At 31.9% G+C, this 16,753-nt stretch carries 14 protein-coding genes; 9 read left to right on the top strand and 5 right to left on the bottom strand.

Going from position 1 to position 16,753, the window contains the following annotated elements; genetic code table 11:
* Window positions 1–57: 57 nt before the first annotated feature.
* The gene (locus tag LQ693_RS09875) at window positions 58–1,170 is read right to left on the bottom strand and encodes an AI-2E family transporter (protein WP_025905659.1); all 1,113 of its coding nucleotides are present in this window, start codon (window positions 1,168–1,170) and stop codon (window positions 58–60) included.
* 370 nt (window positions 1,171–1,540) lie between these two features.
* Between LQ693_RS09875 and LQ693_RS09870 the strand changes: the two genes are divergently transcribed.
* The 3 genes from LQ693_RS09870 (at window position 1,541) to LQ693_RS09860 (ending at window position 4,473) form a co-directional block, all read left to right on the top strand.
* On the top strand, window positions 1,541–3,103 hold the full coding sequence (locus LQ693_RS09870; RefSeq protein WP_267919482.1) for an alanine/glycine:cation symporter family protein: 1,563 nt from the start codon (window positions 1,541–1,543) through the stop codon (window positions 3,101–3,103).
* Window positions 3,104–3,181: 78 nt separating this feature from the next.
* On the top strand, window positions 3,182–3,931 hold the full coding sequence (locus LQ693_RS09865) for an esterase family protein (RefSeq protein ID WP_025905657.1): 750 nt from the start codon (window positions 3,182–3,184) through the stop codon (window positions 3,929–3,931).
* Between the two features lie 35 nt (window positions 3,932–3,966).
* Window positions 3,967–4,473, top strand: coding sequence for a YjcG family protein (locus tag LQ693_RS09860; RefSeq protein ID WP_025905656.1), 507 nt, complete (start codon window positions 3,967–3,969; stop codon window positions 4,471–4,473).
* 67 nt (window positions 4,474–4,540) lie between these two features.
* Here LQ693_RS09860 and ltaA read toward each other — a convergent pair whose 3' ends face one another.
* The 4 genes from ltaA to LQ693_RS09840 form a co-directional block, all read right to left on the bottom strand.
* Entirely contained in the window at window positions 4,541–5,737 is a 1,197-nt protein-coding gene (gene ltaA, locus LQ693_RS09855) for a lipoteichoic acid biosynthesis MFS flippase LtaA (protein WP_025905655.1), read from the bottom strand.
* Window positions 5,715–6,890 (bottom strand): diglucosyl diacylglycerol synthase, encoded by a 1,176-nt coding sequence (locus LQ693_RS09850; RefSeq protein ID WP_025905654.1) that lies wholly within the window; start codon window positions 6,888–6,890, stop codon window positions 5,715–5,717. The genes ltaA and LQ693_RS09850 overlap by 23 nt, the downstream gene beginning before the upstream one ends.
* Before the next feature lie 170 nt (window positions 6,891–7,060).
* Window positions 7,061–8,194: an ABC transporter permease gene (locus tag LQ693_RS09845; RefSeq protein WP_239703225.1), complete on the bottom strand. Its 1,134-nt coding sequence runs from the start codon at window positions 8,192–8,194 to the stop codon at window positions 7,061–7,063.
* Window positions 8,187–8,909, bottom strand: coding sequence for an ABC transporter ATP-binding protein (locus LQ693_RS09840; RefSeq protein ID WP_107565915.1), 723 nt, complete (start codon window positions 8,907–8,909; stop codon window positions 8,187–8,189). Before LQ693_RS09840 ends, LQ693_RS09845 begins: the two co-directional genes overlap by 8 nt.
* Before the next feature lie 127 nt (window positions 8,910–9,036).
* On the opposite strand from LQ693_RS09840, the gene LQ693_RS09835 reads away from it, so the two are divergent.
* The 6 genes from LQ693_RS09835 to LQ693_RS09810 all read left to right on the top strand — a co-directional run bounded on the left by LQ693_RS09835 (window position 9,037) and on the right by LQ693_RS09810 (window position 16,634).
* On the top strand, window positions 9,037–10,521 hold the full coding sequence (locus tag LQ693_RS09835; protein ID WP_025905651.1) for a UDP-N-acetylmuramoyl-L-alanyl-D-glutamate--L-lysine ligase: 1,485 nt from the start codon (window positions 9,037–9,039) through the stop codon (window positions 10,519–10,521).
* Complete coding sequence (locus LQ693_RS09830) at window positions 10,511–10,750, top strand: YueH family protein (RefSeq protein ID WP_025905650.1); 240 nt, start codon at window positions 10,511–10,513, stop codon at window positions 10,748–10,750. The genes LQ693_RS09835 and LQ693_RS09830 overlap by 11 nt, the downstream gene beginning before the upstream one ends.
* A 13-nt stretch (window positions 10,751–10,763) precedes the next feature.
* Window positions 10,764–12,326 carry a peptide chain release factor 3 gene (locus LQ693_RS09825; protein WP_025905649.1) on the top strand — a complete coding sequence of 521 codons (1,563 nt, stop codon included), beginning with the start codon at window positions 10,764–10,766 and terminating at the stop codon, window positions 12,324–12,326.
* Window positions 12,327–12,544: 218 nt separating this feature from the next.
* Window positions 12,545–13,366 carry a TerC family protein gene (locus LQ693_RS09820; RefSeq protein ID WP_107565916.1) on the top strand — a complete coding sequence of 274 codons (822 nt, stop codon included), beginning with the start codon at window positions 12,545–12,547 and terminating at the stop codon, window positions 13,364–13,366.
* A 212-nt stretch (window positions 13,367–13,578) separates the two neighbouring features.
* Window positions 13,579–15,264 (top strand): S1C family serine protease, encoded by a 1,686-nt coding sequence (locus LQ693_RS09815; RefSeq protein WP_119495486.1) that lies wholly within the window; start codon window positions 13,579–13,581, stop codon window positions 15,262–15,264.
* Between the two features lie 17 nt (window positions 15,265–15,281).
* Window positions 15,282–16,634 (top strand): TrkH family potassium uptake protein, encoded by a 1,353-nt coding sequence (locus LQ693_RS09810; RefSeq protein WP_107565918.1) that lies wholly within the window; start codon window positions 15,282–15,284, stop codon window positions 16,632–16,634.
* Window positions 16,635–16,753: the final 119 nt, after the last annotated feature.

Below are 16,753 nucleotides of genomic sequence, written 5' to 3'. Positions count from 1 at the left end.
AATAACATCTTCCACACCAAACAAAAAACTGAAACCTCATTGGTTTCAGTTTTTTGTTTATTTTAAGTTGTTATCATGTATTGGATCGTCTTCAACTGTACGGTTCGCACTTGAACTAATAGATTGTCTATGTGTGTATACATTTCGAACGATTGTCTTAAGTACTGCGTATGTTGGCACAGCTATTAAGATGGCTACGAATCCACCTAAATTACCTGCAGCTAATATTACTGTAATGATTGTAAGTGGGTGAATATTTAATGATTTACCCATAATGTTTGGTGTAATAACGTTACCTTCAAGTTGCTGACAAATTAAAGTGATAATACTTACCCAAACGAGCATCATAGGATCTTGTATAAGCGCGATTGTTGCTGCTGGTATAAATGCTAACCATGGTCCTAAGAATGGAATCATATTTGTAATCAATGCTAATAACGCTAAAAGTAAGGCATAATCTAATCCTACAAAAGTATAACCAAGGTACAATAAGACACCTAATATAACACTAACTGTAACTTGACCTTGTATATATGATTGTAAAGTTTGATTAATATCTTTACTTAAATTCACGACAAACCATTTCGTACGTCCTTTAAATGGTCTAGCAATAAACGGTATAAATCTTTCGTGATCTTTTAACATATATATTAAGAAGAAAGGCACTAAGATTAATAAGAACATTGTTGAAACAAATGATGAAATATAACTAAATAAGTTGGTTAACATATCTGTTACGATACCGCTTATACTTTCGATTGAATCATTAATTTTTTGTGATATATTTTCTGGCAATCGATCTCTTTGTTGTAATGCATAATCTACAACATGCTGAATTTCACGTTGTATATATGGAATGTTCTTAATTAAATTATTAATTTGATTTGTTAGTACAGGAGCAATAATAGAGATAAATAGTACAACAATTAGTATTAATACTACGATGATAATCGAAATACTTCCCCATCTTGGTACTTTCCTTTTTTCTAACATCTTCTGAAAAGGTAAACAAATATAGAATAAGAATCCACCTAATAATAATGGTAGTAATATGGATTTTACAATAATGATAATCGGATAAAATATTTCATTGATTTCCATAAATATTTTAATAATTAGAAACGTAAGGAGAATAGCTATTCCTGTACGAAACCATGCTTTATTTAACAATAGAAGTCCTCCTTATCAAACTTTCTCATACTTTTATATTATAAGCGAAATTACAGAATTAACAATGATAAATAAAATAGTTTCTAGAATTCGTGTATAGTTTGAAAGTTTATATTTTTATATATTATTTTAAGTTGTACGGATTAGAATAATTATAACGTATTTATGAATATAAGAGTCTGTAAGACTTTATACTTATTATTTCAAGAAACCTTTTTTGACAATATAGTAAGCGCTTACAATTTATGTTATGCTCATTTCAAAAAAATATTGATTGTGTATTTATACATGGTATAATCATAACAAGGTAATTTCAAAATTTTCTGAACATGAGGTTATCTTAAGGCTTACAACAAAGGGGAGATTAATTATGGAATCTATTGTTAGCTTTGCGAATGAGATTGTATGGAGTAAAGCGTTAGTATATGGTCTTTTACTAACAGGTGTTTTATTTTCATTTATGATGAGATTCTTCCAAGTCAGGCACTTTAAAGAAATGATTCGGTTAATGTTTCAAGGGGAAAAATCACCAACAGGTATTTCTTCTTTCCAAGCAATCGCAGTATCATTAGCAGGTCGTGTTGGTACAGGTAATATTGTTGGTGTTTCAACAGCAATCTTTATCGGTGGTCCCGGTGCAGTATTCTGGATGTGGGCTACAGCGTTTCTAGGTGCGAGTTCGGCATTTATCGAATCAACACTTGGTCAAATTTATAAAAGAGAAATTAATGGTCAATATCGTGGTGGACCAGCATACTACATAGAATCAGGTATAAAAGGTAAAGCTGGTAAAATATATGCAATTATATTTGCACTTGTAACAGTACTATCTGTAGGTCTATTACTTCCAGGTGTACAATCAAATGCCATTGCTTCGTCTATGAAAAATGCATTTGGTTTAAATCCTTGGGTTATTGCTATAGTATTAGCTGTATTATTAGCGCTTATTATTTTCGGTGGTATTAAAGCAATTGCAAATGTTGCGACAGCTGTTGTACCTTTTATGGCTATTGTTTACATAGGTTTAGCGATTGTTATTATTATATCAAATATTCAGGAAGTACCAGCTTTAATCGCATTAATTTTCAAATCTGCATTTGGTGTTGAAGCTGCTTTTGGTGGTATATTCGGTGCGATGATTGAAATTGGTGTTAAACGTGGACTTTATTCAAACGAAGCAGGTCAAGGTACTGGACCACATGCTGCTGCCGCTGCAGAAGTATCACATCCAGCTAAACAAGGACTTGTACAAGCATTCTCAGTTTATATAGATACTTTATTAGTATGTACAGCTACAGCATTAATGATTTTAATGTCAGGTACATTTAATACGACAGACGGTGGAACAAATAAAGATGGTTCACCACATTTAATTCATGACAATGGTATTTATGTACAAGGCCCTGATGGTAGTAAAGACGTATCAGGTACAGCGATGTATGCTCAAGCAGGGATCGATAAAGCATTCTCTGGAGATAACTACACGTTTGATCCTGCATACTCAGGTTTCGGTTCTTACTTTATTGCCTTAGCATTGTTCTTCTTCGCATTTACAACGATACTGGCATACTATTATATTGCAGAGACTAACGTAAGTTATATCATACCGTCCGATAAACAGAAGATATGGATTATATTAGTAAGGTTAGTCCTCATAGGTGCCACAATATACGGATGTGTTAAAACAGCTGATGTTGCATGGGCGATGGGTGACTTAGGTGTAGGTATGATGGCATGGTTAAATATCATTGCGATTTGGATACTCCATAAACCAGCCTTAAGAGCATTACGTGACTTCGAAATTCAGAAAAAACAAAAAGGCTCTGGTTATTATGCAATTTATAAACCAGCTCCAGATGAAGTGCCAACAGCTAAATTCTGGCATGAAGATTATCCTAAACGTTTAAAAGAGTTTAACTTAGATGATAAATAATTAAACAATATCAAACGCTTTCAAATATACGCTCTCTACTGTACAATAATATTATATGTACAGTTGGGAGCGTTCTTTATGGATAAAAAAATAGGTCTTGTTGACCAAATTAAACTCGAAAGTAAATTCTTAAAAAGGGAAGTGACAATCTCAATTTACTTACCTAAAGACTATACAGATCTATATAAACATCATGTGATTATTACATTTGACGGTAGGGACTTTTTCCAATTTGGTCAAATTCATCGCGCATACGAGAAATTAAGAACAAATGATGAAATAGAAAGGGCAATCATTGTCGGTGTTCACTATGAAGATGTAGATAAGAGAAGAACAGAATTTCATCCCGATGGAGAATACCGAAAAGAAACGTCACAATTTGTGGTGAAAGAGCTATGTCCTTATATTGATAAAACATTCTCAACTTTGAAAGTAGGTAATGCAAGAATGTTACTAGGCGATAGTCTAGCAGCAAGTATCGCTTTAATGACATGTTTAGAATACCCGCATCATTTTAGTCAAGCAGGTCTGTTCAGTCCACTGATCAACGATACAGTAATAGAAGCATTTAACAATTGCTCATCTAAACATCTATTAACAATCAAACATTATATAGGTAAAGAAGAAGATTCTTTCAAACTTATAAGTGGAGATATGGCAGACTTTTTAACACCTAATCGTGCATTCAGTGAACGCGTTAAACAAGAAGATTTAACCTATGAATACACTGAATTAGATGGTGGACATACATGGAAAACATGGAAGCCTGAATTACCAAATATGTTAAGTTACTTTTTAAGTCATCAAAATCAAAAAAATTTGATATAATAATAATGTAGAAAAACAAAGGAGGAAGTATCATTATGAAATTAGGCATCGTACTTATTCCGTCTAAACCATTCCAAGAAAAAGTGAATGCTTATCGTAAAAGATATGACAAACACTATGCGTTAATTGCACCACATATTACAATTAAAGAGAAATTTGAAATTGAAGATAGTAAACTAAATGAAGTGAAATCACAATTAGAAGCTACAGCTAAAGAATTTGAACCATTAAATATCCAAGTGTCTAAAGCATCTAGCTTTGCACCTACTAAAAATGTTATTTATTTTAAAGTGACTAAAACGGATGAATTAGAATCTTTATTTAGTAAATTTAATAATGAAGCATTCTATGGTGAAAGTACACATCCATTCGTACCACACTTTACAATTGCACAAGGTCTTTCAAGCCAAGAATTTGAAGATATTTATGGCCAAGTAAGAATGGCTGGTATAGATCATTCAGAAACAATTGATACAATTAAACTTATGAAGCAAAATGAAGACGAAACATGGTCTGAAGAAGCTTCATATACACTAGGATAAATTGAAATTTATCTCATATAAATAAGGAAGCAGAAGTATTGATTTAATACTTCTGCTTCCTTTTATTTTATGCTGATTTTCTTTTTCTATAATTAATGATAAAGAATGTACCATAGAATAATGCTAAGAATAAGAACATAATACTTGAAGCATAAATTGTATAATACACGTCTCTAAATACTTCAGAAATTAAGCCACCTAATACCGGGCCAATCATTGTTCCAAATCCTTGAACGCTATTAAAGACACCCCATGTTTCTTCTTGAACTTTGTTGTGAATTTGACCAGCCATAAATGTATTCCATGCTGGTAAGAGTAATCCATAAATAGTACCAATGAGTAGAGCAATCAATAGAACGATAAATAATTGTGTTAAGACCGTTAATCCAAATATAAATGAGCTATATGCTAAAAATCCTACAAAAATGATAAGATGTGTAAATGCTTTAGAATGTTTATCCATCAATTTAGAAAAGAATAACATCGAAATGGTACATCCAATACCGCCGACAATAAGTAAAAGTGTATATTCTAATGTCGTAACACCCATATGCTTTGTTGCGTATGTTGGCAATATAGGGACCAACATGCCGATTGCAGAACCCTGTAAAAAGATACCTGGAAATAGCAATAAATGTCTTCTTGTAACTTGTACGATTTCTCGTAGTTGTTTTTTAACAGATTTACTTTCATAATTTGTTAATTGTACTTTAACGAAATAGAATAATATCCATGCAATGAGTACACATAGCGCCATCATAAATGTAAATCGAGTAGGATGTAGTTTAAATAGTAAGTTCATGAAGATCATACCTGATAATAAACCAACTAACCAACTGAAATAAACATATCCCATTTGTTTACCTCTAGAAGCCTCGTCTACACTAGATAACATAATGACCCAAATTGGACTGACCGCGATACCTAATAATATGGCACTTAAAATAAATACGATAGGTGACGGTATAAAAATAATGAGTGCTAAACTTGAAAAAGCTAATATAAATCCACACGTTAATATAACAGTTGGACCAAATCGTTTTAGAAGAAAACCTATTACGAAATTGGTTAATGCATCACTGATGAAATGTAAAGAAATCGCTAAAGAAGTAATACCAACAGTCACTTTAGCAGTGGTTGTTGGTAGAATTGGTAAATAACTTAAAATGTACATTCCTCTCGCAAATTCCATCATAAATAATATGATGAGCATTAACCGAAAATCTTTTTTGTGAAATGTTTTATCTGATGAAGTATTTGGCATACATAGGAACCTTTCCATAAACTTCATTATAAGAAAGTGAATCACTTAATAATGAAAGTAAGTCTTTGCATATATTTTCTGTTGATTTTTCAATATAATTTTCTTCTAGTAATTGTGTCATTTCTTTAAGTCTAGATGGTTGATTCATAAGTGAAATAACAAGTTTAGTCGCTTCTTCTGGTGTGTGTGCTATTTTACCGTATCCTTTTCGTGCGAAATACTCAGCATTTTCTAACTCTTGTCCAGGTGCTGGATTTAAGAATACCAGTGGTAAATGTCTTGAGAATGCTTCAGAAATAGTGATACCACCTGGTTTAGTAATCATGAGTTGGCTAGATGCCATCCATTCATTCATATGTTTCGTATAACCGAGTATTAAAACATTATCATTATCTTTAAAATGATGTCTAAGTTCATTTTTTAAACTTTTACTGTTACCACAAATCATGACAACTTGTGCATCTTTAGCGTACATATCTATTTTACTAATCATCGTTGAGAAACCTGTTGATACACCGAAAGCACCAGCAGACATTAAAATGACTTTTTTGTCTGGATCTAATTTATGTTTCGTTAACCAATGATATCGGTCGATTGGTTGCTCAAATTGTTTCGAAATAGGTATGCCTGTTACTTTGATTGCATCGCTTACTACACCGATAGATTCAATTTCTTTTTTCAAATCTTTCGTAGCAACATAGTATCTATTTGAGTGTGGTGTTACCCAGTTCTTGTGTAAACGATAGTCCGTCATAACTGTAGCGATAGGTATATTTAAATTGAATTGTTCCGTTAAAACTGATACGACCGGTGTCGGAAAAGTTAACAAAATCAAATCAGGCTTTTCTTTTATAAGTAAATTCAATAATTTATTTAATCCATAGTATTTATAGAAACATTTATCAATTTGTTCAGGTCTACTATAGTAGAAGAACTTATACATATTTCTGAAATACTTAAAGCTGTTTATATACCATTGTTTCGCAATTGAAGTCATAATAGGGTGTGCTTCCAAAAATAAATCATGCTCAATAACAGTTAAATGATTTAAATTCATTTCACCAAATTGTTTCACAATACTATTCGTAACTTGTAGATGACCATTACCGAAAGAACCTGTAATAATCAATAATTTTTTGTTTTGAGAAACCATTAGCCACACTCCGTATTTGTATTTAATTTCTATGATAGTTTAACGCATTTTCGCTATTTTGTGAAAAGATATTGCATATAATTACAAAATTAATATAAAAACTTTATACTATATCAATGTTTTAGTTGGAGATATTTAACAAATTATACGTCATTATGCATGGAATATAGTTAAACTTTTCTGTATCGATTCATACCAATCATATTTAATACTAACAGTAATAAGAATATACCAATGAGTATGATCCAATTTATATAAATATCTGATAAGTGATAGCCTCTTAACATAACATTTTGAATGGTATCACCTGCATAGTATAGCGGCATGATATGCGCGATATATACGAGTACTTTATGCATGCTTTCCACTGGTATGATGCCTGCAAAAAAGACTTGAGGAATCACAACTAAAGGAATAAATTGAATCATTTGAAATTCTGATGATGCGAATGTCGATAACAATAAACCTAGCGTAAGTGCTATAAATGACACGAGTACATTCGTAATAAATACTAATAATATGTTGCCTTCAGTAACCATTTGTAATACATAAATAGCATATAAAACAATCAAAGTTGTTTGTATGATGGCAAATGTACCATAACCTATTATATAACCTAAAATAATTTCATGTTTTTTAATAGGTGATGATAATGTTCTTTCTAAAGTTCCAGATGTTCTTTCTTTAAGTAACGAAATACCTGAAATTAAGAATGTAAAGAAGAATACAAAAAATGCGATTAAAATAGGGCTTATTGTATCAAAATAATTTGTATATTTACCACCATGTAAATAATGTTCTTTGGCATCTAACTTTGTTATATGATTTGGGTATTTAGCCGAAACTTGAGACTTTTCGGCTGCTGGCAGTTGTTGAGTTATGGACTGAATGATTTTCCCTTGTTGATTAACGACAGATGACAACTGCTTTGTACTTTGCATAATGACTAATTTATTGATGGTTAACTTTAATTGACTCGTTTTGCTTGGGTCAGTATTTTCGTAAGTTACATCTAGTTTGTTATCGTTTAATGATAGAAAAACATCTAAATGATCCTCTTTAAATTTATGTTTTAAATCTTGTTGATTTGAATACTTTTGAATGTTAATATCCTGTTTTTTGAGGCTTGAAATGATTTGATCGTTTACTTGATATGTACCCACTTTTAGATCAGTTGACTCATCAGAATAATTAAATAAAAAATAAATCAACGTCATTATTAATAACGGTGCAACGAGTAAGAGCATTAGGGTACGTTTATCTCTTATAACTTGTTTTAAAATACGCGTGGCAATATTAATCATGTGCACCATCTCCTAACGCTAAGAAGACATCTTCAATCGTTTTTACGTTATATGATGATTTAATTTCATTTGGCGTACCATAAGAAATAATTTGTCCTTCTCTCATTAGTAATAATCGATCGCATTTATCAGCTTCATCTAATACATGTGTTGTGATAAGAATGGTCTTGCCTTCATCTCTAAATTGAAACAAATCATTCCAGATTGATTTTCTTAATCTTGGGTCTATACCAACTGTTGGCTCATCTAAAATCAATATGTCTGGATTTTGAATCATACTAATTGCAAGAGATAATCTACGTTTCATACCTCCGGAAAATGCCTTAACTTTTTTATGTTTTTCATGTGATAAGTTGACAATTTCCAGTGTTCGTTCTATTTGTTCGTTGATGTCCAATTTAAGTGCTTTATGAATGTATAATTTCGCAAAGAATTTTAAATTTTCAACAGCGGTTAAATCATCAAATAATGCATCACTTTGAGACATATAACCAATAGACCTTAAAATTTCTCTGTTAGGTATACGATTGCCGTTGATCGAAATTGTACCAGAATCCATAGTTGTCATGCCTAAAATACATTTGATCAAAGTCGTCTTGCCTGCACCTGATGGGCCAATTAAACCTGTTATTAAACCAGGTTCAAATTGAGTTGTTACATCTTTTAAAATAACTGCTTTTCCATAAGATTTCGTAATGGATTGAATATCAATCATAAAAGCACCCCTTTATTTAAAAGTAAACGCTCACTCATTTTATAATTGTTTATAGTTATAGTCTAAGCTATAAAATCAACTTAAGAAAGTGTATAATAGACCTATTGAAAATAAAGGAGCAATAACGATGAATGTTAAAACGTTATTAAATAAAATAAAAATTAAACAAACTTACGGTCAAATTGATCAAGAAGTTCATGATATTACGACAGATTCAAGAAATGCTCAAGAAGGCTCTATATTTGTGGCATCAAAAGGTTATACAGTAGATAGTCATAAATTTATACCGAATGTAATAGAGCAAGGATGTAGCGTCATTGTGAGTGACCGTTACGTAGAATTAAATGAGGATGTACTATTAATTGTGGTTAAGGATACATTGAAAGTGGCAAGTATCTTTAGTCATGTCTTGTTTGATTTTCCTAGTCAAAAATTAACGACGATTGGTGTAACGGGTACAAATGGTAAGACGACAATTGCGACAATGATTCATCATTTAACGAGAGGATTAGGGAAAAATAGTGCTTATTTAGGAACGAATGGTTTTCAAATTAATGAAACAGTTACAAAGGGTGTTAATACGACTCCAGAAACTGTTACTTTAACGAAACATATTGTTGAAGCGGTTGATAAAGAATGTGAGAGTATGACATTTGAAGTCTCAAGTCACGGGTTAGTTATCGGCAGACTTCGTGGTTTAGAATTTGATATCGCTATTTTTTCAAATTTAACACAAGATCATTTAGATTTTCATGGTACGATGGAAGCTTACGGACATGCTAAGTCATTATTATTTAGTCAATTAGGTCAAGACTACAGAAAAGACAAATATGTCATATTGAATGCAGATGATCCATATATAAAAGAATTAATACCTGTAACACCATTCGAAATATTTACATATGGTATAGATAACGAAGCAGACTTTATGGCTAAAGATATAGAAGAATCTATCAGCGGTGTGCGTTTTACACTTGAAACACCATTTGGTTCTTACAAAGTACAATCACCTTATTTAGGTAAATTTAATGTCCTTAATTTATTAGCGAGCATTATAAGTTTGTGGGCACAAGGTTATGACTTAAACGACATAACTGAAGCTGTTGAAAATATGCCTGCAGTTGAAGGACGTTTAGAAGTATTAGATAGAAACTTACCAATAGATTTAATTATTGATTATGCACATACGCCAGACGGAATGGATAAATTAATAGATGCTGTAAAACCATTTGTAAAACAAAAATTAATATTCTTAGTTGGTATGGCCGGAGAAAGAGACTTAACAAAAACACCAGAAATGGGTAAAATAAGTTGTCGAGCAGATTATGTGATTTTCACACCAGATAACCCTGCAAATGATGATCCGAAAATGTTAACAGCAGAATTAGCTAAAGGAGCGACACATAATAATTATGTAGAATTTGAAGATAGAGCAGAAGGCATTAAACATGCAATAGAAATTTCTGAGCCAGGTGATACAGTTGTACTCGCATCTAAAGGGAGAGAGCCATATCAAATCATGCCTGGTCATATCAAAGTGCCTCATAGAGATGATTTAATCGGTTTAGAGGCAGCATATGAAAAGTATGGAGGAAAGCCAAGTGAAGATTAGAGAAAGTCATTCGCAAAACTTAAATTGTAAAGTATATATATATGAAAATAAAAAAGAAGAATATTTTGTGATTTCAATTCCGGATTTATTTTGGTCTATTGAAGTAGATTACGATTTATACGGAGAATCTTTAATTGAGCATTTGTACTTGCATTTGTTTAATGTACTTGATGAAGATGAAGCAAATGAATTAGCAAATAGAATTAGCCAATGGACATCCGAATTATAAGGAGAAATGAATTGTGACGATTAAACAAGAAGTAGAAAGTAGAAAGACATTTGCGATTATATCCCACCCAGATGCTGGTAAAACAACATTAACTGAAAAATTATTACTTTTTGGTGGTGCGATTAGACAAGCAGGTACCGTTAAAGGTAAAAAGACAGGGAAGTTTGCGACAAGTGACTGGATGAAAGTGGAACAAGAACGTGGTATTTCTGTTACAAGTTCAGTTATGCAATTTGATTATGATCATTACAACATTAATATATTAGATACACCAGGACACGAAGACTTTTCTGAAGATACGTATAGAACATTAATGGCTGTAGATAGTGCTGTAATGGTAATTGACTGTGCAAAAGGTATCGAACCGCAAACGTTGAAATTGTTTAAAGTATGTAAAATGAGAGGAATTCCTATTTTTACATTTATCAACAAATTAGACAGAATGGGTAAAGAACCTTTTGAACTTTTAGAAGAAATTGAGAAAACATTAGAAATAGAAACTTATCCTATGAACTGGCCAATTGGAATGGGACAAAATTTCTTCGGAATTATTGATAGATCCGATAAGACAATAGAGCCATTTAGAGATGAAGAGAATATATTACATTTAAATGATGACTATGAATTAGAAGAAGATCATCCAATCAAAAATGATTCACAATTTTCTCAAGCAATTGATGAGTTAATGCTTGTAGATGAAGTCGGTGAACAATTTGATGAAGAATTATTGTTAGCTGGAGAGTTAACACCAGTATTCTTCGGTTCAGCATTAGCGAATTTCGGTGTTCAAAACTTCCTTAATGCGTATGTTGATTATGCGCCAATGCCAAGTGGCCGCAAAACTGAAGAAGGAGATGTTGTGGATCCATTCGATCAAGACTTCTCAGGATTTATCTTTAAGATACAAGCAAATATGGATCCAAGACACAGAGATAGAATCGCATTTATGAGAGTCGTGAGTGGGGCATTCGAAAGAGGTATGGATGTGACACTTCAACGTAATAAGAAAAAACAAAAAATTACGCGTTCAACTTCATTTATGGCAGATGATACACAAACTGTAAACCATGCTGTTAGTGGTGATATTATCGGGTTATATGATACTGGAAATTATCAAATTGGTGACACGCTTGTCGGCGGGAACCAGAAATTCCATTTTGAATCATTACCACAATTTACACCTGAAATATTTATGAAAGTTAGCGCTAAAAATGTTATGAAACAAAAGCATTTCCATAAAGGGATTGAACAATTAGTTCAAGAAGGTGCGATTCAACTTTATAAAACGTTGCACACGAATCAAATCATACTAGGTGCAGTTGGACAATTACAATTTGAAGTATTCGAGCATCGTATGAAAAATGAATATAATGTTGATGTTGTTATGGAACAAGTCGGTAAGAAAATAGCAAGATGGATTGAAAATGAAAAAGATATTACGGACAATATGAATTCAAGTCGATCTATTTTAGTTAAAGACCGCTATGATCAATATGTATTCTTATTTGAAAATGAATTTGCAACTAGATGGTTTGAAGATAAATTCCCAGAAATTAAATTATATAGTTTGTTATAATGAACAAAACATTGTATAATAATTAAGTAAAACTAAATAGACCTACGACTTTGTCGAAGGGGAGTAACTTTAGAACTTAAAAATTCTAGCATATTATCGTCATTACGAAGCGCAAGTTTCCGGTAATATGGACATCACATAAATGTTAAGTGAGACCTTTGCCTTTTATTAGGCATGGTCTCTTTTGTTTTTTATAAAAAAGAATGGAGTGTGAATTGATGGATCCGAGTTTGTTAATCAGTTACGGCTGGGTATTAATTGTTTTAATTTTTCTTGAAGGATTATTAGCAGCAGATAATGCTGTTGTTATGGCCGTAATGGTCAAACATTTACCAGAAGATTTAAGGAAAAAAGCATTATTCTATGGATTATTAGGTGCATTTGTATTTCGTTTCTTATCATTATTCTTAATTAGTTTCTTAGCTAACTTCTGGCCAATTCAAGCGGCTGGGGCATTGTACTTAATTTATATGTCCATTAAGAACTTGATAGACTTTAAAAAGCATAAAGGTGAAGAGCTCAAGACGCCAGATGACGTAGAAGCTCAAGATGATTTCCCTGAATCAGAATTTCCTTCTGATGGACATGGTCATCATAAATTGAAAAAGAATTTCTGGATGACTGTATTAAAAGTAGAATTTGCAGATATCGCATTTGCGATTGATTCTATGTTAGCAGCATTTGCTATCGCAGTAACATTACCGGCAATGGGTATCCACTTTGGTGGTATGGACGCTGGTCAATTCGGTGTTATGTTTGTCGGTGGTATGATTGGTGTTATTATTATGAGATTCGCAGCAACATACTTTGTAGAATTATTAAATAAATATCCAAACTTAGAAGCGGCAGCATTTGCGATTGTAGGTTGGGTAGGTATTAAATTGTTTGTTATCGTATTGGCACATGATGAAATTGGTGTATTACCACATGATTTCCCTCATGGCATACTATGGCAATCTATATTCTGGACAGTATTATTATTACTCGTTATTATTGGTTGGATTACTTCAGTACGCAATAATAAAAAAACATCAAATTAATATTATAAAAGCAAAACACCCACAAAGTTTATTGATGACTTTGTGGGTATTTTTTTATCTTTTTTTAATTGAATAATCCATATTGAATGAATTCGTAAATATATGTAAAAATAGGTGTATAATATTGAGAATTACAATGGTTTTATGTTAATAAATTTAGTATTATATGGCATAATAGATACATTAAGTGTTTAGATTGAGGAGGGCAATAAATGTCACGAAAAAAGCATGTCATTCCTAGAAATGAATATAAGAGACAGCGACGTGAATTTTTTCATAACGAAGAACGTGAAAAAAGAATCGAACAAGAGAAAAAAGAATATGAAATAAAAAAAGCTAATGAACGAGAACTTCAAAAGAAAAACGAATTACGTGTTAAGGAAAATATGCAAAAAGCACGTATCGAAAAATTAACGAAAGAAGAAATCAAAAAGCAAGAAGAAGAATCTAAATCACATCCAACAATTGATTTAGACGATGACCGACTTGCTGAAACACATCAAGAACATAGTGAACAAGATGATGTGTTACATAACGATGAAGTTCAAACAAACAATGAAGATAGCAAAATAAACTTAGAAGAAGAACCTGAAGAGATTAAATATGAAAAAGTAAGTGAACAAAAACAGGCAGAAACAGATAAAGCCTTTTCTAAAGATAATGACTTTGAAACAAATAAGCAGCTCGGTGCAAGACATGATGAAAAAGTAGAACAAAAATCTCAAAATAAAAATAGTTTTCTCAATACATTTTTAACTAAAATAGAAAAGCATTGGCCAATCATTGCGATTATTTTAGCAATCATCTTAATATTTATTTTAGTATGGAGTATATTCCAAAATGTAAATCCTCCTAACGAAAGTAGAAAATCGATTGAAGAAAAACAATCTCAAAAAGGATTCCAAAAGCCTATTACGAATGTTATGGAAGCTGTAGAGAAATCTAAAAACTCAGTCGTAGGTGTATCTCATGAAGATTCAGATGTATCTAGTAAGAAAGAATCTTCAGCGAAGGAAAAAGAAGAAAATAGCGGCGTCGGTTCAGGCGTCGTTTACAAAGTTGAAAATAAAAAAGCATACATAGTAACAAATGCACATGTTGTATCAAGTGATAAGAAACCAATTATTACAACAGCAAATGGTAAAAAGTATGATGGTAAAGTATTAGGATCAGATCAATGGTCTGATATAGCAGTCTTAACGATTCCAATTGAAAAAACTGAAGATTTTAAACCTATTAAATTTGAGGACTCAGACAATTTAATTTTAGGTGAAACAGCTATCGTTATAGGTAGTCCGTTAGGCGCTGAATTCCAAAATAGTGTTTCTACAGGTGTAGTTTCTGGTCTAGATAGAAAAGTTCCTGTTGATTTTAATGGCGATGACGAGTATGATTGGGAAATTAAAGCTATTCAAACAGATGCTGCAGTCAACCCTGGTAACTCAGGTGGTCCTGTATTAGACTCACAAGGTAATTTAATCGGTATTGTATCATTGAAAATCGATATGCCTAATGTAGAAGGTATGGCGTTTGCAATTCCATCAAATGATGCTACTGACTACATTAATAAATTAGAGAAAAATGGTAAAATTGAACGTCCGGAATTAGGTATTATGGCTCAAAACTATTCTAAAATGAGTGATAGTGAAAAGTCTCAAATATCTTTACCTGATAAATATAAATCAGGAATGGCAATTACTGGTGTTACTAAAGATGGTAATGCTGACAAAGCTGGCGTTAAATTTAATGATGTAATCGTCGGTATTAACGATACAAAAATTGAAAATAATCTTGAATTTAGAAAAGAATTATATAATAATCATAAAAAAGGTGACAGTGTTAACTTGAAGCTTATCCGAGATGGAAAAGAAATTACGAAAAAATTAACATTGAAATAAAATAGAGGTGACAATTTGTGTCCATTATAAAATACTTTTTTCAAAAAATGACTCCACAACAGGGTATTGTATTATATTATTTGGGCGCAATTATTGTCGCCTTTTTATTATTAAATTTACCTTATGTTGTTAAACCTGGTGTTAAAATTGCACCAGTCGATACATTATTTGTTGCTGTATCAGGTGTCAGTGTAACGGGGTTAACACCTGTTACAATTGAAGATACGTTTACCATATTTGGACAAGCTATCATCCTGATTATACTTAATATTGGTGGCATAGGTGTAATGGCTATTGGTACATTACTTTGGGTCATTTTAGGTAAACATATCGGTTTACGTGAACGCCAATTAATCATGTTAGATAGTAATTCAAACGCTATGAATGGTGTTGTGAAGTTAATATTAGATATTGTGAGAACAATTTTAATGATTGAAGTTATTGGTGCGATATTGCTATCATTTTATTTCTATAAAGATATTGGATCAGTGAAAGAAGCAATACATCATGGTATATTTGCATCAGTATCAGCAACTACAAACGGTGGACTTGATATAACGGGAGAATCATTAGCACCTTATGCTAATGATTATTTCGTTCAAACTATCATTATGTTACTTATTATGTTAGGTGCAATCGGCTTCCCTGTATTGATTGAAGTCAAAACATACATGAAAAATACAATTCCAAACTTTAGATTCTCGCTATTCACTAAAATAGCGAGTGCGACATATTTATTTTTATTCTTACTCGGTACAATTGTGGTTTATTTATTTGAGTTTTCAAATGCATTTAAAGATGTTTCGTGGCATAAAGCTTTATTCTATGCAATGTTCCAATCATCATCTACAAGAAGTGCTGGACTATCAACAATAGATTTAAGTCAATTTACTGAAGCAACAAACTTTTTCTTAGGTGGATTGATGTTTATAGGTTCTTCACCTAGTTCAGTAGGTGGTGGTATAAGAACGACAACATTTACGATACTTGTTTTATACTTAGTGAACTTTAGTAATGGTCGAACAACTATAAAAGCTTTCAATAGAGAAATACATCCAATTGATATACAAAGATCATTTGCAGTTATTTCACTTGCATTAGCGATTACGTTTGTAGGTGTATTATCTGTCGTTCGATTTGAAGATGGCAAACATGATTTGTTATCTATATTCTTTGAAACGATGTCAGCGTTTGGTACATGTGGATTATCAATGGGGATTACAGATGGCTTACAATTAGGATCTAAAATCGTCATCATGATGTTGATGTTTATAGGTCGGGTAGGACTATTATGTTTCGTCGTCATGTTAGGTGGAAAATCAACACCTGATAAGTTCCATTATCCTAAAGAACGTATACAAATAGGTTAAATATAAAAAAGCAAGCGACTAGGTCGCTTGCTTTCAGACTGTGGACAAACTGAACTTAAATTTATAAGTTCAGTTTGTTTTTTTATATGGAGTAACATTTTCCACTAAAATCATGATTA

Source organism: Mammaliicoccus sp. B-M6 (assembly GCF_022386965.1).
In the GTDB taxonomy this organism is placed as follows: Bacteria; Bacillota; Bacilli; order Staphylococcales; family Staphylococcaceae; genus Mammaliicoccus; species Mammaliicoccus sciuri_A.
Note: the sequence above shows the minus strand (reverse complement) of the source record. Positions and strands in the feature narration are given on the sequence as shown.